The following is a 19,814-nucleotide window of genomic DNA, read 5'->3' on the forward strand; positions in this document are numbered from 1 at the left end:
GTGGACTCGTACGGGTGGGGAGTGACATGGAACAGATAACATTGCGCAGCAGGGCCAGGGTCCCTGCGATCACCTGCGGAAGCAGCGCGACCAGTTCGCGCCTCGACCGCCACCTCTCGGTGCTGGGTGGCCCTGCCGTCCCGCAGCGGGAGACGGTCGAGGCGACCTCGCTGATGCGTGAACTGACCGCGCGCCAGCCGCACGACCGCAGTGGCCGGGGAGCGCGCGTGCGCCGCGTCTCGCTCTTCGCACCGCTGCGCCGGCTGCGCCGCTCGCTGTTCGGCGGCAAGTAGGGGCCCGCGCTCGGGCGGTCACGCCGCCCCTGGCGCAACGCTGCGCACTCGTCGTCCGTCATCCCCACGGCACGCAGCAGCGCCAGGCGCGTACCCGAGCGCGGCCCGCCCCCAGTCGGTGCCTCATCCCCGCCCGGCAGTGACCGGGGGCGTCGTCCGGCTTCGGCGTTCCGTCCGCCCCTTCACCGCTCCCCGTGCGCGTACTGGCGCACGGCCAGCGGCACGAACACCCCGAGCAGCACGGCACACCACATCAGCGACCCCGCGACGGGATGGGCCACCGGCCAGGCCGCCCCGCCGGGCACGGGGGCGTTGCCGAACAGGTCCCGCAGAGCCGTCGCCACCGCGCTGATCGGATTCCACTCGGCGACCGTCCGCAGCCAGCCCGGCAGCCCGCTCGTCGGGATGTACGCGCTGGACAGCAGCGGCAGCAGGAAGGTCGCCCCGCCCAGCTGACCGGCCGCCTCCTCGTTCCGGGTGAGCAGGCCGAGGAAGATCCCGGCCCAGACGCAGGCGAAGCGGAACAGCATCAAGAGCCCGACGGCCCCCACCGCTTCGAGCGGGCCGCCCTCGATCCGCCAGCCCACCGCGAGCCCCACCAGGAGGAACGGCACCGTCCCGACGGCCGTGGCCACCACGTCCGCGGCGGCCTGCCCCAGCGGTACGGCCGCCCGGCTCATCGGCAGCGTGCGGAAGCGGTTCGTCACGCCCCGGTGCGTGTCCTGGGCCGCCTGGAACATGCCGGTCATGATCCCGCCCGCGGCGGTCGCCACCAGCAGGCCCGGCACCAGGAACGACCGGTACGCCTCGCCCGGCATCGCGAGCGCGCTGCCGAAGACGTAGCCGAAGAACAGCAGCATGCTGACCGGCATCGTCTGGGTGAGGATCAGCAGCCCCGGGTTGTTCCGCATCCGCAGCAGCTGGCGGCCCAGCATCGCGGCTCCGTCGTACGCCAGCATGCTCATGCGGCACGCTCCCTGTCGTCGGTCGTGGTGGTGGTCGGGGTGGTGGTCGTGGCCGTGGGCCCGGTGTCCGTGAGGCGCAGGAAGACGTCGTCGAGCGTCGGGGGCCGCAGGCTCACGTCGAGCAGCGGCACGCCCGCCGAGTCCAGCGTGCGCACGAGCAGCGGAAGGGTGAGCGTCGGGTCCTTGCTCACCGCGCCGACGGCGTTCCGCTCGCGGTCGAACGACGGCTGCGCGCCCGTGAGCCGGTCGAGGACCGCTGCCGCGTTCGTGAGCGCGTCCGCGTCCGTCACGACGACCTCGGCGTGCGCCCCGACGAGCGCCTTGAGCTGGGCCGGAGACCCGGTGTGCGCGACCCGGCCCCGGTCCACCAGGGCAATGTTGTCGGCGAGTTGGTCGGCCTCCTCCAGGTACTGGGTGGTGAGGAGCACGGTCGTGCCCTCGGCGGTCAGATCGCGCACCGCGTCCCGGATGAGGTTGCGGCTGGCCGGGTCGAGGCCGGTCGTCGGCTCGTCCAGGAACAGCACCTCGGGGCGCCGGATCAGGCTCGCCGCCAGGTCCAGCCGGCGCCGCATCCCGCCGGAGTAGCCGGAGGCGGGCCGGTCGGCGGCCTCGGCCAGCCCGAAGCGGCCGAGTAGTTCCGCGGCCCGGCCGGCGGGACCGCGCACCCGGTGCAGCCGGCCGAACAGCAGCAGGTTCTGTCGTCCGGTGAGATCCCCGTCGATCGACGTGTCCTGCCCGGTGACGCCGATCCGGCTCCGTACGGCGGCGGCCTCCCGGGCGAGGTCGTGCCCGGCGACCCGGGCGGAGCCCGCGTCCGGCCGCAGCAGTGTGGTCAGCAGCCGTACGGCCGTGGTCTTGCCCGCCCCGTTCGGCCCGAGGACCCCGCAGACCGTCCCCTCGGCCACCGCGAGATCCAGCCCGCGCAGGGCATGGACCTCCCCGAACCGCTTCTCCAGACCCTGACTAAGTACAGCGTACGTAGAAGTCATGGCATGACCATAGCGCACTACGTACGGTGTACGTAACTAGGATGGTGGCCGAGGTGATGATCGATGGCGGGCCGAGCTGCCGTACCCGAAGTGATCTGGGCGCGCCCCGAGCGCACCGGACGTGGTCCGAAACCGGCGTTCGCCCGCGCCGACATCGCGGCGGCGGCGGTGCGGATCGCCGACGCGGAGGGGCTGGACGCGGTGTCCATGCGGCACGTCGCGGCGGAACTGGGCTGCGGCACGATGTCGCTGTACAACTACGTCCCCCGCAAGGAGGACCTGTACGAGCTCATGATCGACGCCGTCGGTGCCGAGCACGAGATGTTCGAGCCCACGGGCGACTGGCGCGCCGACATGCTCCGCAACGCCGAGGAGACGCGCGCCATCATGCGCCGTCACACCTGGGTGCCGCGCCTGATGCCAGGGGTGTACGCCTTCAGCCCCAACTCCCTGCGCTACCTGGAGCACTGCCTGGCCTGCCTCGAACCGCTCGACGTCCCGGCCGGCACGAAGACGGAGCTGATCGCGCTGCTCAACGGCGTCGTGACGACGTACACCGCGAACGACATCGCGACCGTCGAGCGCACGCGCTCCATGCCGTGGTCCGTGGAGGAGGAGAACGCGGTCCGGATGGCCTATCTGGGCAGCCAGGTGGCCACCGGCGCGTATCCGCGCCTGGCCGCGGCCTTCATGGAGCAGAGCGGGCCGGTCGATCTGGAGGCGGTGTTCAGACGGGCCCTCGAGCGCGTACTGGACGCCTACGACCCCGGCCTGCGCTAGAGCAGCGCGAGCTGGCCCTCCGGGCCCTCCTCGGGGCCGTCCAGCACCGAGGCCGGGCGGCGGGCCGAGGCCGGCACCGGGAGGACGCCGGCCTCGCGCAGCTCGGTCGCCGAGACCGGGTCGGGGAGCTCCGGCTGCTCCAGGGGGCGCAGTTCGGCCAGCAGGGCCAGGACCGTGATCAGTTCCAGCAGCTCCGACGTCCAGGTCTGGGGCCAGGTGGCGGGGCGGATCGCGGCGAGCGTGCCCGGCTCGGCCTCGGTGACACGCGCAGTGAACCACTGCTCCAGGACGCGCACCCCGCCCACCTCGAAGTCCCAGGCCTCAGGCGGCACCGGGGAGATGCGGCCCTCGTCCAGCAGCAGGGCCTCCTCGTCCCGGTCGTAGCGCACGGTCAGGGGGCGGGCGGGCAGCGGGGCGCGGACATAGGGGCGGCGGCCGCCGGGGAGCTTGGGGCGTTCGCCGTCGCGGCGCATCAGCCACAACAGCCGGTGGCCCAGCTCCAGACCTCGCGCCCAGGCGTCGGCGTCCCCGGTGAGCGGGACGGAGAGGTCCGGCCGTGCTGTCGCCGTGATCCACGCCAGCACGTCAAGAGGCGTGGGGACACTGCCCAGGCGGGTGCCCAGGTGCTCCAGCAGGCCGGGCGCCAGATTCGGTTCCTGCCCGTGCGGCCGCCGGAACAGCGGGCGGATCCGGCCGGGGCGGAGCAGCGGGAGCAGTGAGGTGACGAGCAGGCCTGGGGCGAGGGCGGCCTCGGGCGTCTCCAGCACGAAGACCTGCCGTTCGTCCGCCACCCGCCACAGCTCCGGGCGGGCCGCGTCGATCAGCCGCTGGTCGGGGATCAGCCACTGCTCGTCGAAGGGGGCGTACAGCACGCGCACCGGTTCCGGGCACGGCCCCGAGGCACGCGCCAGCTTCTCCGTGCCGCTGCCGGCCTGGCCGGGCAACTGGCCGACCGCCGTGTGCGGCGTGCGCGAGCGGGTCGGCTCGAACAGGGTCTCGCGGTCGGGTCCCTCGGCCTTCATCAGGGCGTCCCAGCGGGCCTTCAGGGACGCCGCGTCGGGGCCCGCCGGCCAGCCCCGGCCGAGCCGCGGCGGTGCGACGGACCACGGCATGAGGTCCGCCAGCGGCGGAGCGTCGTCGTGCGTCACGCAGGGCATCGTACGGTGTGGCTCCGGCACAGGGGTCAGGTCGCGTCCAGGGTCACCGTGAAGGAGAAGCGGTCCCCCCGGTACTGGATGACGGCCACGTCCAGCGGCCGCCCGCCGGCGTCGTACGTGATGCCCGTGTAGTGCAGGATCGGGCTGAGCAGCGGGACTTGGAGCAGTTTCGCGGTCTCCGGGTCGGCCAGGCGGGCCTCCACCGTGTCCGTGATGCGGCTGATGTCCGCCCCGACGACGTCCCGCAGCACCTTGGTCATGGGCCACCGGACCAGGTCGTCCAGGTCCATGCGCGCGGCCAGTTCGGGACGCACGTGGTTGCGGGCGTGGTTGGTCGGCTCGCCGGTCTTCTCGTCGCTGCGCAGCCGGTGGTACGTCGCCACCTCGGTCAGATCCGGGAAGAACTCGGCGAGTTCGGCCGGCACCGGGGCCGTGCCGTGGTCCAGCAGCTCGGTCGTCATGCCGGACTGCTGGGCCACGATCGCGTCCACCGAGCCGAGCAGCCGGACCGGGGAACCCCGGCGCGCGTGCGGCTCGATGAACGTGCCGCGCCGGCGGTGGCGGGTGATGAGCCCCTCGTCCTCCAGCTCCTTCAGCGCCTGCCGCATGGTCAGCACGCTCACGCCGTAGTGCCCGGCCAGCTGCTCCTCGGTGGGCAGGCGCAGCGGGTCCTGGGGCGAGCGGCCGAGGATCGAGGCGCGCAGCGACTGCGACACCTGGTACCAGAGCGGCAGCTTGCGGTTCAGGACGATCGAGTCCGGAGCGAAGGAGGTCACGGGCCATCCGTACCGGTCGGGGATGTTCAGTGCAAGGGACGGAAGTGCCGTTCCAGGCCCTGCCAGACGTCGTCGTAGCGCTGCTGGAGGTGTTCCGCGCGGGCCGCCTGCGGGGTGAGAGTGATCGGCCAGCGGGTTTCGAACATGAACGCCAGGCCGTCGTCGATCTTCTGCGGCCTCAGCTCGGCGGCGCTCGCCCGGTCGAAGGTCTCCCGGTCCGGGCCGTGCGCCGACATCATGTTGTGCAGCGAGCCGCCGCCCGGCACGAAGCCTTCCGCTTTCGCGTCGTACGCGCCCTCGATCAGGCCCATGTACTCGGTCATCACGTTCCGGTGGAAGTACGGCGGCCGGAACGTGTCCTCGCCCACCAGCCAGCGCGGGGCGAACACCACGAAGTCGACCCCGGCCAGGCCCGGGGTGTCCGACGGGGACGTCAGCACCGTGAAGATCGACGGGTCGGGGTGGTCGTACGTGATGGTGCCGAGCACATTGAAGCGGCGAAGGTCATAGACATACGGCACATGGTTGCCGTGCCAGGCGACGACATCGAGCGGGGAGTGGTCGTAGGTGGCCGTCCAGAGGTTGCCGCAGAACTTGTTCACCACCTCCACCGGGCCCTCGACGTCCTCGTACGCGGCGACCGGGGCGCGGAAGTCCCGCGGGTTGGCCAGGCCGTTCGCGCCGATCGGGCCCAGGTCGGGGAGGCGGAAGGGCGCGCCGTAGTTCTCGCACACATAGCCGCGGGCGGACTCGTCGAGCAGGTCCACACGGAAGCGGACACCACGCGGGATCAGCGCCACATGGCCCGGCTCCACGTGGAGCAGACCGAACTCGGTGCGCAGCAGCAGCCCGCCGCGCTCCGGGACGATCAGCAGCTCGCCGTCGGCGTCGCTGAACACCCGGTCCATCGAGGCGTTGGCGGTGTAGAGGTGGACGGCGATGCCGGTGCGCTGGGTGGCGTCACCGTTGCCGCCGAGGGTCCACAGGCCGGCCAGGAAGTCGGTTTCCGGCGCCGGGTCGGGCAGGGGGTTCCAGCGCAGGCGGTTGGGGTCGGGCACGGTCTGCGTGAAGGGGGCGGTGCGGATCGAGCCGTTGTGCGTGCGGGTGAACGCCGGGTGCGCGGCCGACGGGCGGATCCGGTACAGCCACGAGCGGCGGTTGTGGGCCCGGGGCTCGGTGAAGGCCGTACCGCTCAGCTGTTCCGCGTACAGCCCGAGCGGGGCACGCTGGGGCGAGTTGCGGCCCTCCGGCAGTGCGCCGGGGACGGCCTCGGAGCTGTGCTCGTTGCCGAAGCCGGAGAGATAGGTCAGCCCTTCGGCGGTCTTCCGCGCGTCCGCGCCCATGATCGCTGCTCCCTTGTTGTCCCGATTCGTGCGCCACCCGATTCCTATGCAACACCGTAGGATTGCGATTTCCCCGACGCAAGAGGGACGCGCGGGCCTGCGGGACTCCTCATTGCGGAGGAGGGGAACCCGACTCCAGGACGATCCGCCGGACCGGACGCCTGTTCTACGCTCCCCGGCATGTCGTGGACACGGGGATCTCGCACCGTGCTCGCGGTCTGTGTCCTCCTGCTGACCGGATCCGCGGGCTGCGGCTCCGGTGAGGCGCGGGAGGACGGGACGCGGCACGTACCGGTGGGCAGCCTTCTGGAGGACCGGGACCAGGAGGGGCGTGCCTACCGCGAGGTGGCGCGGCGGGACGCCCCCGACGTCGGCGTCGAGGTGCAGCCCGGCGCGGCCGGCGGCTGGGACGTCCGTCTGACCGTGCGGAACTTCCGCTTCTCCCCGGCCGGTACGGCAGCCCGGGCGGTGGCCGGGCGCGGCCTCGCATGGCTCTACGTGGACGGCCGCCCGGTCGCCCGGCTCCGGGCGCCCGAGCACCGTCTCGCCGAGCGCCTCGTGCCACGGGGCACGCACCGCGTCACGGCCCGTCTCCACGCCGACGACGGCACGGTGTGGGCGGTGGACGGCGCACCCGTGGAGAGCACGGCCGACATCACCGCGTCGGAGCCCGGCCCCGAGCCCGACCCCACGCCGAGTACGGACGTCCGGCGGCAGGCGCGGACGCACGCGACGGACACGCCGTCCCGGAGCATGGACACCCGGTCCCGGATCACGGACACCCGCTCCTGGATGCGGGGGCGAGGTTCACCGGAGCGCGTTGGAAAGGCATCATGAGCCCGTGCCCCACGCGACATCGCTCCGTCGTGCGCCCGTCCAGCGGCGCAGCGCCGAACGCCTGGCCAGAATCCTCGACGCCTGCGCCGACCTCCTCGACGAGGTCGGCTACGACGACCTGAGCACCCGGGCCGTCGCCCAGCGGGCGGCGGTCCCCATCGGCTCGGTCTACCGCTTCTTCGGCAACAAGCGCCAGATGGTCGACGCGCTGGCGCAGCGCAACCTGGAGCGCTACTCGGAGCGGGTCACCCAGCGCCTGCGGGAAGCGGGCGACGGGGGCTGGCGCGAGGCCATGGACGCCGTGCTCGACGAGTACCTGGAGATGAAGCGCACCGCGCCCGGCTTCTCCCTCGTCGACTTCGGCAACCAGATCCCGGTCGGCGCACGTCACGCCGAACCCAACCACCGCGTCGCCGACCGGCTCACCGAGCTCCTCTCCGGCTATCTCGACCGCGAGCCCGACGAGGAGCTGCGCCGGGTCTTCCTCATCGCCGTCGAGACCGCCGACACCCTGGTGCATCTGGCGTTCCGGGTCGTGCCGGAAGGGGACCGGAAGATCATCGAGGAGATGCGGGAGATGCTGCGGGCGTATCTGGCCCGAGTGCTCGACTGACCTCGTCCGGCCAGGGCCTCCCCTCCATGCATACCGGTCGGTATGCTCAGGCCGTCCGTGCGTCACCGTAGCCGCCGCCCCCGGGAGGACCCGTGTCCCGCACCGCCCTGCGTATCTGTCCCCTGTGCGAGGCCACCTGCGGCCTGACCCTCACCATCGAGGGGACGCGCGTCACCCACGCCCGAGGTGACCGCGACGACGTCTTCAGCAAGGGCTTTATCTGCCCCAAGGGCGCCTCCTTCGGCGCCGTCGACGCCGACCCCGACCGGCTGCGCACCCCGCTCGTGCGCAGGGACGGCGAGCTGCGCGAGGCCACCTGGGAGGAGGCCTTCGACGCGGTCGCCGCCGGCATCCGGCCCGTCGTCGAGCGATACGGCCCGAACTCCGTCGGCGTCGTCCTCGGCAACCCCAACGTGCACACCATGGCCGGCGCCCTCTACCCGGCGGTGCTGCTCGCCGGGCTCGGCACCCGTAGCGTCTTCACCGCCTCCACGGTCGACCAGATGCCCAAGCACGTCTCCAGCGGACTGCTCTTCGGCGACGCGAACGCCATCCCCGTGCCCGACCTGGACCACACCGACCACCTGCTCCTGATCGGCGCCAACCCGCTGGAGTCCAACGGCAGCCTGTGCACGGCCCCCGACTTCCCGGGCAAGCTGAAGGCCCTCAAGGCCCGGGGCGGCACGCTCGTCGTGATCGACCCGCGCCGTACCCGCACCGCGAAGCTCGCCGACCGGCACATCGCCGTGCGGCCCGGCACCGACGCGCTGCTGCTGGCGGCGATGGCCCAGGTGCTCTTCGACGAGGGGCTCACCGAGCCGATCCCGCACGTGCAGGGCGTCGAGGAAGTTGCCGACGCCTTGCGGGAGTTCACCCCCGAAGCCGTCGCCGCCGCCTGCGATGTCGAGGCCGGCGTCATCCGCACCCTCGCCCGCGAACTCGCCGCCGCCCCCACCGCCGCCGTCTACGGCCGCATCGGCAGCTGCACCGTCCCGCACGGCACCCTGGCCAGTTGGCTCGTCGACGTCCTGAACATCCTCACCGGCAACCTCGACCGGCCCGGCGGCGCGCTCTTCCCGCAGGCCGCCACCGACAAGACCCCGCGCCCCGCCGGGCCCGGCCGCGGCTTCGCCCTCGGGCGCTGGCACTCCCGCGTGAGCCGGCACCCGGAGGCCAAGGGTGAACTGCCCCTCTCCGCCCTCGCGGAGGAGATCGACACCACCACCGAGGAGGGCGAGCCGGTACGCGCGCTCCTCGCCGTCGCCGCCAACCCCGTGCTCTCCGCACCCGACGGCGACCGGCTCGACAAGGCGCTCGACTCGCTCGACTTCATGGTCAGCGTCGACCCGTACCTGAACGAGACCTCCCGCCACGCCGACGTCGTCCTGCCCCCGCCCCCGCCCTCCCAGAGCCCGCACCACGACTTCGCCTTCAACACCCTCGCCGTCCGCAACCAGGTCCGCTACACCCGCCCCGCGATCCCGCTGGAGCCGGGCCGCATGGCCGAGACGGAGATCCTGGCCCGGCTGATCCTCGCGGTGACGGGCATGCACGGGGCCGATCCGGCCGCCGTCGACCAGATGGTCATCGACCAGACCCTCGGCAAGGCCGTCAAGGAGCCGCACTCGCCCGTGCACGGCCGGGATCCCCGCGAGCTGGCCGCCCGGCTCACCGGCGACAACGGACCCGAGCGACGGCTGGACATGATGCTGCGCCTCGGCCCCTACGGCGACGGCTTCGGCGTACGACCGGACGGACTGACCCTTCAGAAGCTGCTCGCACACCCGCACGGCATCGACCTCGGACCGCTGCGCCCCCGCCTGCCGCAGCCGCTGAAGACCAGGAGCGGCACGGTGGAGCTGCTGCCGCGGCCGATCGCGGACGATCTGCCCCGCCTCAAGCGCGCCCGGGAGGAGCGCCCCGACGGGCTCGTCCTGGTCGGCCGCCGTCACCTCCGCTCGAACAACAGCTGGATGCACAACGTGCCCGCCCTCACCGGCGGCTCCAACCGCTGCACCCTGCACATCCACCCCGAGGACGCCGAACGGCTGGGCGTGCGCGACGGGGCGCCGGTGCGGGTGAAGGGCGCCGGGGGAGAGGTGACCGCACCCGCCGAGGTCACGGACGACGTGCGCCGGGGCGTGGTGAGCCTGCCGCACGGCTGGGGCCACGACCGCCCCGGCACCCGTCTCGGTCACGCCGCGACCGACCCCGGCGTCAACGTCAACCAGCTCCTCGACGGCCGCCTGCTCGACCCGCTGTCGGGCAACGCGGTCCTCAACGGAGTGCCCGTCGAGGTCGCCCCCGAGACGGCCTCCGGATGCGCATCCGTGACCGAAAAGCTCACCGCTCTGACCTGAGCAAAGCTGTGACCAGCAGTTTTGCGCTTATTGCTCGCACGTCAACGTCTTGTTAACGCTGCTTGACGGCACCTAACGTCTCGGACACCGCCGGCCCTGGTGGGATGTTCAAGGGCGAACGTTAGGTATCCACTCATGCTGACCATCCTCGGCTTCGCCATGATCGCGACCTTCCTGGTCCTGATCATGATGAAGAAGATGTCGCCGATCGCGGCGCTCGTGCTGATTCCCGCGCTGTTCTGCGTGTTCGTCGGCAAGGGCGCCAAGCTCGGCGACTACGTCCTCGACGGCGTGACCGACCTCGCCCCCACTGCGGCGATGCTCATGTTCGCGATCGTCTACTTCGGGGTGATGATCGATGTCGGTCTCTTCGACCCGATCGTCCGCGGCATCCTCAAATTCTGCAAAGCCGACCCGATGCGGATCGTCGTCGGCACCGCCGTGCTCGCCGCGATCGTGTCGCTGGACGGCGACGGCTCCACCACCTTCATGATCACGGTCTCGGCGATGTACCCGCTGTACAAGCGCCTGAAGATGAGCCTGGTCGTGATGACCGGTGTCGCCGCCATGGCCAACGGCGTGATGAACACCCTCCCCTGGGGCGGCCCGACCGCCCGCGCCGCGACCGCGCTCAAGCTCGACGCCAGCGACATCTTCGTCCCGATGATCCCCGCGCTCCTGGTGGGCCTGCTGTTCGTCTTCGTCCTCTCCTACGTCCTCGGTGTGCGTGAGCGCCGGCGGCTGGGCGTGCTGACGCTGGACGAGGTGCTGGAGGAGGAGAAGGAGACCGAGACGGTCCTCGTGGGCGCCGGCGGCTCCGGCGACGGCAAGGTCTCAATGCGCAAGGGCGGCTCCGGCGCCACGGGCGGCACGGGCTCCGGCACGGACGCTCCGGAGGCCGCCGGGGACTCCGCGGACTCCTCGGACGGCGACGGCTTCCAGGGCCTCGACCCGAACCGGGCCACCCTGCGCCCCAAGCTCTACTGGTTCAACGCGCTGCTCACCGTCACCCTGCTCACCGCGATGATCATGGAGCTGCTGCCGATCCCGGTGCTGTTCCTGCTCGGTGCCGCGCTCGCCCTCACCGTGAACTTCCCGCACATCCCCGACCAGAAGGCCCGTCTGGCCGCCCACGCCGACAACGTCCTGAACGTCTCCGGCATGGTCTTCGCCGCCGCCGTCTTCACCGGCGTCCTCCAGGGCACCGGCATGGTCGACCAGATGGCCAAGTGGATGGTGGACGTCATCCCCGCGGGCATGGGCCCGCACATGGCCATCGTGACCGGTGTGCTGAGCCTGCCGCTGACGTACTTCATGTCGAACGACGGCTTCTACTTCGGTGTCCTCCCCGTCCTCGCCGAGGCGGGCGCCGCGCATGGTGTCTCCCCGATGGAGATGGCCCGTGCCTCCCTCGTCGGCCAGCCGCTGCACATGTCCAGCCCGCTCGTCCCGGCCGTCTACGTCCTGGTCGGCATGGCCAAGGTGGAGTTCGGCGACCACACGAAGTTCGTCGTGAAGTGGGCCGCCCTCACCTGCCTGGTCATCCTCGGGGCAGGCTTGCTCTTCGGCATCATCTGACCCCCGTGGTCATCCGACCCGTATGGAGGACATCGTGAGGCCCGGTGGGAACCGCGGCTGGCTGCTCCGCCTCGTCATCGCCTTCAGCTTCGCGCAGGGGGCGGTGTCGATGGCCCGGCCCGCCGTCTCCTACCGGGCCCTCGCGCTGGGCGCGGACGAGCGCGCGGTCGGCGTGATCGCTGGTGTGTACGCGCTGCTGCCGCTGTTCGCGGCCGTGCCCCTCGGCCGCCGTACCGACCACGGCCGCTGCGCGCCCCTGCTGCCCATCGGCGTGGTCCTCATATCCGGCGGCTGCGCGCTCAGCGGCGTCGCCGACTCCCTGTGGGCGATGGCCCTGTGGAGCGGCGTGATGGGCCTCGGCCACCTCTGCTTCGTCATCGGCTCCCAGTCCCTCGTCGCCCGCCAGTCCGCGCCGCACGACCAGGACCGCAACTTCGGCCACTTCACCATCGGCGCCGCGCTCGGCCAGCTGGTCGGCCCCATCGCCGCGGGCGCGGTGATCGGCGGTGACGACATGAGGGGCACCAGCGCGCTCGCCCTGATCGTGGCGGGCGCGATCGGGGCGGTCGCGTTCACCTCGCTGTGGCGCATCGAGCACCGCCGTACGGCGGCCACGTCCCGTGCGGAGAAGGGCGATCGTGTCCCGGTCCGGCGCATCCTGCGCACCCGGGGCGTGCCGGCCGGCATCCTCATCAGCCTCGCCGTGCTGTCCGCGACCGACATCCTCACCGCCTACCTCCCGGTGGTCGGGGAGCACCGGGGCATCGCGCCGTCCGTGATCGGCGTCCTGCTCAGCCTGCGAGCGGCGGCCACCATCGCGTGCCGTCTGGTGCTGACGCCGCTGCTGCGGCTGCTCGGCCGCACCGCGCTGCTCACGGTGACCTGCCTGCTGGCGGCCCTGCTGTGCGCGGGCATCGCCCTGCCGGTGCCGGTGTGGGCGCTCGGGCTGCTGCTGGTGCTGCTCGGCTTCTGCCTCGGCGTGGGGCAGCCGCTGTCCATGACGACGGTCGTCCAGGCCGCTCCCGACGAGGCCCGTTCCACGGCCCTGGCGCTGCGCCTGACCGGCAACCGGCTCGGCCAGGTCGCCGCGCCCGCGGCGGCCGGGCTGATCGCCGGGGTGGCGGGGGTGGCGGCGCCGTTCGTGATGCTCGGGGTGCTGTTGCTGCTGTCCTCAGGTGTCGCCGTGCGGTCACCGCGGGAGCCGAAGGAGGCGGGCGAGGACCGCCCGCCGCGGGTACGGCTGCGCCGGAAGAGCGATATCTGACGCGTCGCAGGGCGCAGTTGCCACTGTTTCGACGGTCATGTGACAGAGAGTCAGGCGACGAGGTGTTTGTATGACTATCATCTGACTTGGAGGCATGTTCATGCCCGTCGTACCCCCCGCGTGCCGTGCCGGCACCCGCACCGCCGTCCTCGCCGCCCTCACCCTCGCTGGGACCACCCTGAGCGCGGTGCCCGCTGTCGCCGCTCCGGGGGACAACGGGGACGTCAAGATCCACGCCCGCGAGACGCTCGCCACCGATCGCCGCAACGATCCGAAGGTCTGCGACTTCTACCTCGCCGCGTTCGACTTCGAGGGAGGCGAGACGGTCAACTGGACCATCCAGACCCTGCCCGAGGTGCCGGCCGAGAGCGGTTCCGTCACCCTCGACGCGGCCGGGGCGGGCCGCTCACCGCTCATCGACCTGCCCAACGGGCAGTACAAGCTGACGTGGCTCACCGACCGGGCCCACGGCGCGGGCAAGTTCAAGGTGTTCCAGGTCGACTGCCCGGCCTCCAAGGCCACGCCCACCGCGATCACGCCCAACGGCGGCCCGCCGGCGGGTGGCGGCGGCATCGCCCGTGCCGAGGCCTTCACGCCGGTCGCCGGCGCCGCCGCCGTCGGGCTGGCCGCCGTCGCCGGGACGGTCTGGTTCCGGCTCCGTCGCCGCCCCGATGGCGCGGCGTAGGCCGCGTTCCGCGTATCGCGCCGCTCCGGTGGAGTGGCGTGGGCCCGGGGAGGGCGTTGGTGCGGCCCCGGTGGGGCGGGGTGAGGGAGGGGCCGGCCCCGGCGCCGGCTCGGTGGTTCGGCGCGGGGGCGGCTATCGGCCTGAGACCGGCTCGAAAGTGCGGCGTGGGACTGAGCGTGGGGTTGAGACCGGCTCGAGAGTGCGGCGTGGGGCTGAGCATGGGGTTGAGGCGGGGTCGGTGGTTCGGCGTGGGGGTGGTCTCGGGGCTGCGGCGGGGTCGGTGGATCGGCTTGGAGCTGGTCTTTGGGCTGAGCCGGGGTCGGTGGATCGGCGTGGAGCTGGTCTTTGGGCTGAGCCGGGCCCGGTGTTTCGGCGTGGGGATGGTCCCGGGGCCGAGGCGGGGTCGGTGTTTCGGCGTGGAGGTGGTCTCGGGGCTGAGGCGGGGCCGACGGCTCGGCGTGGAGCTGGTCCCGGGGCTGAGGCGGGCCCGGTGGATCGGCGTGGGGCAGGCTCCGGTTCCGCTGCCGTGCCGGCGGGGCGGCGTGGCGGTCGGGCAGGCTCCGGCGGGGTTCCGGCGGGGCGGCGTGGGGTCGTGGTGGCTCCCGATGCTGAGGCGGGGCTGCGGCGGGGGGCCGGGCCCGGGCCCGGTGCTGCTCGCGTGACGCGGCGAGGGCCGGGGTACGGGGGCGGCACCGGCCCGGTGGTCCGGCGTGAGGCCGGAACCGGTGCCGCCGCTGTTCCGGCGGGGCGGCGCAGGGCGGGTTCCGGGTACGCCGCTGTTCCGGCGGGGCGGCGCAGGGCGGGTTCCGGGTACGCCGCTGTTCCGGCGGGGCGGCGCAGGGCGGGTTCCGGGTACGCCGCTGTTCCGGCGGGGCGGCGCAGGGCGGGTTCCGGGTACGCCGCTGTTCCGGTGGCGCGGCGCCGGCGTCCCCGCAAGCCCTGGTACCGGACGCGCGCCTACCGCCTGACGCGGACGATCGTGGTGACCGTCTTCCTGCTCGTGTGTGGTGTCTGCGTGGACCGGGGTGGAGAACCCGACAGGGCGGCCACGGCCCTCCCGCCGGGCTCCGCGGGGGCTGCCGCTGCCGTGCCGGGCGACCCGGGTGCCGCCACCGCCGCCGCGCCGGACGGGTCGGACGACGCCCCGGCCGCCCCACCCCGCCCCTCCCGGGAACCCGGCCCCCAGACCGGCACGTCCCGGGCACCGGCGTCCCGTACGGCCGCGACCCCCGCCCCCGGACCCGATGCCGCCGGGTCCCGCACCGCCCGGCCCCGGGGGCTCGGATCCCCCACGCCCGCGCCCTCCACCGGCGCCCAGGGTGCACGGCACCAGCGGCCGCCCGCCGACGTCCCCGGGGCACGGCACCAGAGGCCCGCCCCCGACGCCGACCCGAACCGCACCGCCACCCCCACCGCACGACCGTCCCGCCCCCCGGTATCACCCCGCCCGCTGCCCCCCTCCCGGGCCACCCGCCTGCTCATCCCCTACCTCAGCGTCGACGCCCCGGTCATGGGCCTGGGCCTCGACCGGGACGGCCGCCTCACCGCGCCCCCGGAGGACGACCCCAAGCTAGTCGGCTGGTACAAGCACGGCGCCTCGCCCGGCGAGCAGGGCACCGCCGTGGCCGTCGGGCATCTGGACACGGACACCGGTCCCGCCGTCTTCGCCGGGCTGACACAGCTGAAACCCGGCCTCGTCGTCAAGGCCCGCCGCGCCGACGGGCGGATCGCCGTCTACACCGTGGACAAGATCAAGTCGTACGAGAAGGCGCACTTCCCCAGCAAGGAGGTGTACGGCGCCCGAAGCCGCCCCGAGCTGCGCCTGATCACCTGCGGCGGCAACTACGACCGCAGGAAGGGCTACTCCGGGAACGTCGTGGTCTTCGCCCACCTCACCGGCGTCCGCTGACCTAGGGCACCTTCTCACCAGGTGGACGGAAGGCCCGGATCCCGCCCGGTGTCTTCCCCAGGCCGCGCACATTCCGTTAACTTCCGTGACCCACAGCCCCGTACGACCCGCACGGGGCTTCCGACCGCGGAGCACCAGCGCCCTGATGACCCCTCGGGGGCACCTCATGACACGCGCCATCTCCCTGCACGACGTGAGCAAGGCCTACACGCGGGGCGCCCGCGTCGTGGACCGGCTGTCGCTGGACATCACGCCGGGCGAATTCCTCGTGCTGCTCGGCCCGTCCGGCTGCGGCAAGTCGACCGTGCTCCGGATGATCGCCGGACTGGAGGAGATCGACGAGGGCGAGCTGCTGCTCGACGGCGAGTACGCCAACGACCTGCCGCCGTCCGGGCGGGACATGGCGATGGTCTTCCAGAACTTCGCCCTCTACCCGAACATGACCAGCCGCGCCAACATCGGCTTCCCGCTGCGCATCGAGGCCCCGGGCACGGACCCCACCCCGCGCGTGGACGCCACCGCCCGGATGCTGGGCATCGAGGACCTACTCGACCGCCTGCCCGGCCAGCTCTCCGGCGGTGAACGCCAGCGGGTCGCCATGGGCCGGGCCATCGCCCGCCACCCCTCCGCCTTCCTGATGGACGAGCCGCTGTCCAACCTCGACGCCAAGCTCCGCACCCATCTGCGCGCCGAGATCTCCCAGCTGACCAAGGAGCTGGGTGTCACCACCATCTACGTCACCCACGACCAGGCCGAGGCCATGTCGCTCGGCGACCGGGTCGCCGTGCTGCGCGGCGGCGTGCTCCAGCAGGTCGACAGCCCGCGTGTCGTCTACGCGCTGCCCAGCAACGTCTTCGTCGCCGCCTTCATCGGCACCCCGCGCATCAACCTGCTGCGCGGTCTGGTGCGCGCCCCGCTGGACGGCGCGATGACCATCAGCCTGGGCAAGCAGTTCCTGCGCCTGCCCGAGCCGCTCTCCCTGGACCACCAGTTGCTGCGCGTCCAGCAGGGCCGCGAGGTCATCGTGGGCCTGCGCTCGGAGGCCGTCCGGATCGCCAAGCACTCCGCGGCCCGCCCCGGCGAGGTGCCGATCACCGGCCTGGTCGAGCACGTGGAGTTCCAGGGGCACGAGATCCTCGTCCACTTCAACACCGGCTCCCGCCCCGCCGTCGTCCCCGAACTGGAGGCCCCGCGCCCCCGCCCCGGCCGCCCCGCCCGGCGCCGCCGCCGTGAGGCCTCGGTCCTCACCCGGCTGCGGGAGCGGACCGGAGCCGGACGGTCGGGCCCCGTCGTGGCCCTGGACGACCCCCGGGACGCCGGAGCCCGCCCTCCGGCCGCCGAACCCCGCCTGCCCGGCGACCTCATCGTGCGCACCACCCCGGACCTGGCCCTGCGCCACGGCATGCAGGTGCCGCTCCTCGTCGACCTCGCCCACCTCTTCGTCTTCGACCAGCACGGCGACCGAATCTGCCCGCACCCGGCGCACCTGCCCGACCTGGGGGAGTGAGGAGCCGCACACCCGGGCGGGGCCCCGGCCGTGCTGTGATGACCCGGGACCCCGGGACGTCTGGCGCCGGAAAACTATCGTCGCTAGTTTATGTTCCGGACGACGACGCCCCGCCCCGGAGGAAGCGCGATGAAGGCATACGACGGCATGTACATCGGGGGCGCCTGGCGCCCCGCCGCCGGCCAGGACGTGATCGAGGTCGTGAACCCGGCCGACGAGCAGGTCATCGGCACGGTCCCGGCCGGCACCGCCGAGGACGTCGACGCCGCCGTACGGGCCGCCCGCGCCGCGCTCCCCGACTGGGCCACCACCCCGCCCGCCGAGCGCGCGGCGCGCCTCAGTGCCCTGCGGGACGTGCTCGTGGCCCGCGCGGACGAGATCGCCGAGACCGTCACCGCCGAACTCGGCGCACCCCTGAAGCTCTCCCAGACGGTCCACGCGGCCGTGCCGATCGCGGTCGCGGGCTCCTACGCCGAGCTGGCGGCGACGTACGCCTTCGAGGAGAAGACCGGCAACTCGGTCGTCCACCACGAGCCGGTCGGTGTCGTGGCCGCGATCACGCCCTGGAACTACCCCCTGCACCAGATCGTGGCCAAGGTCGCCCCGGCTCTCGCGGCGGGCTGCACGGTCGTCGTGAAGCCCGCCGAGGACACCCCGCTGGTCGCCCGCCTCTTCGCCGACGCCGTGCACGAGGCCGGGATCCCGGCGGGCGTCTTCAACCTGGTCACCGGCCTCGGCCCGGTCGCCGGCCAGGCCCTCGCCGAGCACCCGGGCGTCGACCTGGTCTCCTTCACCGGCTCCACCGCCGTCGGCCGGCGGATCGCCGCGATCGCCGCCGGGCAGGTCAAGAAGGTCGCCCTCGAACTCGGCGGCAAGTCCGCCAACGTCATCCTCCCGACCGCCGACCTCGCCAAGGCGGTCAACGTCGGCGTCGCCAACGTCATGTCCAACTCCGGGCAGACGTGCAGCGCCTGGACCCGCATGCTGGTCCACCGCGACCAGTACGACGAGGCGGTGGAACTCGCCGCGACGGCCGCCGCCAAGTACGGCGAGCGCATCGGTCCGGTCGTCAACGCCAAGCAGCAGGCCCGGGTGCGCGGCTACATCGAGAGGGGCGTAGCGGAAGGCGCCCGGCTGGTCGCCGGCGGGCCCGAAGCCCCGCGCGAGAAGGGCTACTTCGTCAGTCCGACCGTCTTCGCCGACGTCACCGAGGGCATGACCATCGCACAGGAGGAGATCTTCGGCCCGGTCCTGTCGATCCTGCGCTACGAGGACGAGGAGGAGGCCCTGCGGATCGCCAACGGCACGGTCTACGGCCTGGCCGGCGCCGTCTGGGCCGGGGACGAGGCCGAGGCGGTGGCCTTCGCACGCCGGATGGAGACCGGCCAGGTCGACATCAACGGCGGCCGCTTCAACCCCCTCGCCCCCTTCGGCGGCTACAAGCAGTCGGGCGTGGGCCGCGAACTCGGCGTGCACGGCCTGACCGAGTACCTCCAGACCAAGTCCCTCCAGTTCTAGCCCAGGGGAGTCCCGTCCGCCATGGCTGTCCGCGCCGCCGTCCTGCCCGCCGTAGGTTCCCCGCTGGAGATCACCGGCATCGACCTGCCCGACCCCGGACCCGGCCAGGTCCGCGTCCGGCTCGCCGCAGCCGGCGTCTGCCACTCCGACCTGTCCCTGTCCAACGGCACCATGCGCGTGCCCGCACCCGCCGTCCTCGGCCACGAGGGCGCCGGTACGGTCGTCGCCGTCGGCGAGGGCGTCACCCACATCGCGCCCGGCGACGGGGTCGTCCTCAACTGGGCACCGTCCTGCGGCACCTGCCACGCCTGCTCGCTCGGCGAGGTCTGGCTGTGCGCCGACGCCCTGAGCGGCGCCGCCGACGTCTACGCCCGCACCACCGAGGGGACCGACCTCCACCCCGGCCTGAACGTCGCCGCGTTCGCCGAGGAGACGGTGGTGTCCGCCTCCTGCGTCCTGCCCGTTCCGGACGGCGTCCCGCTCACCGACGCGGCCCTCCTCGGCTGCGCCGTCCTCACCGGCTACGGCGCCGTCCACCACTCGGCCCGGGTCCGCGAGGGCGAGACGGTCGCGGTGTTCGGCGCCGGGGGAGTGGGGCTCGCGGCGATCCAGGCGGCTCGGATCGCGGGTGCCTCGAAGATCGTCGCCGTGGACGTGTCCGCCGGGAAGGAGGAGCTGGCCCGGACGGCCGGGGCCACCGACTACGTCCTGGCCTCCGAGACCACCGCCCGCGAGATCCGCGCCCGCACGGGCAGGCAGGGCGTCGATGTCGCCGTCGAGTGCGCCGGCCGCGCGGTCTCCATCCGCACGGCCTGGGACTCCACCCGCCGCGGCGGCCGCACCACGGTCGTCGGCATCGGCGGCAAGGACCAGCAGGTCACCTTCAACGCCCTGGAGATCTTCCACTGGGGCCGCACCCTCTCCGGCTGCGTCTACGGCAACTCCAACCCCGCCGAGGACCTCCCGGTACTCGCCGAACACGTCCGGGCGGGCCGTCTGGACCTGACCGCCCTGGTGACCGAGCGCATCGGTCTGGACGGCATCCCGGCGGCCTTCGAGAACATGCTGGCGGGCAAGGGCGGCCGGGCACTGGTCGTCTTCTAGTCCGCTTCGTCCCGCACCCCGGCCTCCGCGCGAGGCCGGGGCCTCAGCCGTGCCCGGAGCCGTAGTCGTTGGCGCCTACAGGCAAAAGTCCTGGTGTGCGACCCGTTGACGTACATACCGTCCGGTCAGTACGTTC

Annotated in this window: 16 protein-coding genes and 1 pseudogene; 12 read left to right on the forward strand and 5 right to left on the reverse strand. The window is 73.0% G+C overall.

What is annotated here, in order from left to right:
* Positions 1–26 precede the first annotated feature (26 nt).
* The gene (locus GTY47_RS25285; protein WP_029181614.1) at positions 27–293 is read left to right on the forward strand and encodes a hypothetical protein; all 267 of its coding nucleotides are present in this window, start codon (positions 27–29) and stop codon (positions 291–293) included.
* A gap of 182 nt (positions 294–475) precedes the next feature.
* On the opposite strand, the gene GTY47_RS25290 is transcribed toward GTY47_RS25285, so the two are convergent.
* Together GTY47_RS25290 and GTY47_RS25295 are read right to left on the reverse strand one after the other, a co-directional pair.
* The gene (locus tag GTY47_RS25290) at positions 476–1,258 is read right to left on the reverse strand and encodes an ABC transporter permease (RefSeq protein WP_010046185.1); all 783 of its coding nucleotides are present in this window, start codon (positions 1,256–1,258) and stop codon (positions 476–478) included.
* Entirely contained in the window at positions 1,255–2,247 is a 993-nt protein-coding gene (locus tag GTY47_RS25295; protein ID WP_029181615.1) for a daunorubicin resistance protein DrrA family ABC transporter ATP-binding protein, read from the reverse strand. Before GTY47_RS25295 ends, GTY47_RS25290 begins: the two co-directional genes overlap by 4 nt.
* A 63-nt stretch (positions 2,248–2,310) precedes the next feature.
* Here GTY47_RS25295 and GTY47_RS25300 point away from each other — a divergent pair, with 63 nt between their 5' ends.
* Positions 2,311–3,027: a TetR/AcrR family transcriptional regulator gene (locus GTY47_RS25300; protein ID WP_010046189.1), complete on the forward strand. Its 717-nt coding sequence runs from the start codon at positions 2,311–2,313 to the stop codon at positions 3,025–3,027.
* Here GTY47_RS25300 and GTY47_RS25305 read toward each other — a convergent pair.
* The 3 genes from GTY47_RS25305 to hmgA are packed head-to-tail and all read right to left on the reverse strand — an operon-like array spanning position 3,024 to position 6,303.
* Positions 3,024–4,184, reverse strand: a complete 1,161-nt coding sequence (locus GTY47_RS25305) for a type ISP restriction/modification enzyme (protein WP_010046192.1) — start codon at positions 4,182–4,184, stop codon at positions 3,024–3,026. The two genes, GTY47_RS25300 and GTY47_RS25305, sit on opposite strands and share 4 nt — an antisense overlap.
* A 26-nt stretch (positions 4,185–4,210) precedes the next feature.
* Positions 4,211–4,960 carry a GntR family transcriptional regulator gene (locus tag GTY47_RS25310; protein WP_010046195.1) on the reverse strand — a complete coding sequence of 250 codons (750 nt, stop codon included), beginning with the start codon at positions 4,958–4,960 and terminating at the stop codon, positions 4,211–4,213.
* Between the two features lie 26 nt (positions 4,961–4,986).
* Entirely contained in the window at positions 4,987–6,303 is a 1,317-nt protein-coding gene (gene hmgA, locus GTY47_RS25315) for a homogentisate 1,2-dioxygenase (protein ID WP_010046197.1), read from the reverse strand.
* Positions 6,304–6,483: 180 nt separating this feature from the next.
* Here hmgA and GTY47_RS25320 point away from each other — a divergent pair, with 180 nt between their 5' ends.
* From GTY47_RS25320 to GTY47_RS25365, 10 genes and pseudogenes are all read left to right on the forward strand, one after another.
* Positions 6,484–7,140: a hypothetical protein gene (locus tag GTY47_RS25320; RefSeq protein WP_086012584.1), complete on the forward strand. Its 657-nt coding sequence runs from the start codon at positions 6,484–6,486 to the stop codon at positions 7,138–7,140.
* A 4-nt stretch (positions 7,141–7,144) separates the two neighbouring features.
* Positions 7,145–7,753: a TetR/AcrR family transcriptional regulator gene (locus GTY47_RS25325; RefSeq protein ID WP_010046201.1), complete on the forward strand. Its 609-nt coding sequence runs from the start codon at positions 7,145–7,147 to the stop codon at positions 7,751–7,753.
* Positions 7,754–7,845: 92 nt separating this feature from the next.
* Entirely contained in the window at positions 7,846–10,113 is a 2,268-nt protein-coding gene (locus GTY47_RS25330; RefSeq protein WP_010046204.1) for a molybdopterin oxidoreductase family protein, read from the forward strand.
* Positions 10,114–10,212: 99 nt separating this feature from the next.
* Positions 10,213–11,691: a citrate:proton symporter gene (locus GTY47_RS25335; protein WP_324604468.1), complete on the forward strand. Its 1,479-nt coding sequence runs from the start codon at positions 10,213–10,215 to the stop codon at positions 11,689–11,691.
* 34 nt (positions 11,692–11,725) lie between these two features.
* Complete coding sequence (locus GTY47_RS25340; RefSeq protein ID WP_029181616.1) at positions 11,726–12,955, forward strand: MFS transporter; 1,230 nt, start codon at positions 11,726–11,728, stop codon at positions 12,953–12,955.
* A 100-nt stretch (positions 12,956–13,055) separates the two neighbouring features.
* The gene (locus tag GTY47_RS25345) at positions 13,056–13,640 is read left to right on the forward strand and encodes a hypothetical protein (protein ID WP_173937321.1); all 585 of its coding nucleotides are present in this window, start codon (positions 13,056–13,058) and stop codon (positions 13,638–13,640) included.
* A gap of 1,423 nt (positions 13,641–15,063) precedes the next feature.
* Positions 15,064–15,549 (forward strand): annotated as a pseudogene (locus GTY47_RS41200) (class F sortase); the annotation flags it as partial.
* Between the two features lie 166 nt (positions 15,550–15,715).
* On the forward strand, positions 15,716–17,056 hold the full coding sequence (locus GTY47_RS25355) for an ABC transporter ATP-binding protein (protein WP_010046216.1): 1,341 nt from the start codon (positions 15,716–15,718) through the stop codon (positions 17,054–17,056).
* Between the two features lie 129 nt (positions 17,057–17,185).
* Positions 17,186–18,574 carry an aldehyde dehydrogenase family protein gene (locus tag GTY47_RS25360; RefSeq protein ID WP_010046219.1) on the forward strand — a complete coding sequence of 463 codons (1,389 nt, stop codon included), beginning with the start codon at positions 17,186–17,188 and terminating at the stop codon, positions 18,572–18,574.
* A gap of 21 nt (positions 18,575–18,595) precedes the next feature.
* Positions 18,596–19,678 carry a Zn-dependent alcohol dehydrogenase gene (locus GTY47_RS25365; RefSeq protein WP_010046221.1) on the forward strand — a complete coding sequence of 361 codons (1,083 nt, stop codon included), beginning with the start codon at positions 18,596–18,598 and terminating at the stop codon, positions 19,676–19,678.
* Positions 19,679–19,814: the final 136 nt, after the last annotated feature.

This window comes from Streptomyces sp. SID5464, assembly GCF_009862985.1.
GTDB lineage: Bacteria > Actinomycetota > Actinomycetes > Streptomycetales > Streptomycetaceae > Streptomyces > Streptomyces chartreusis_D.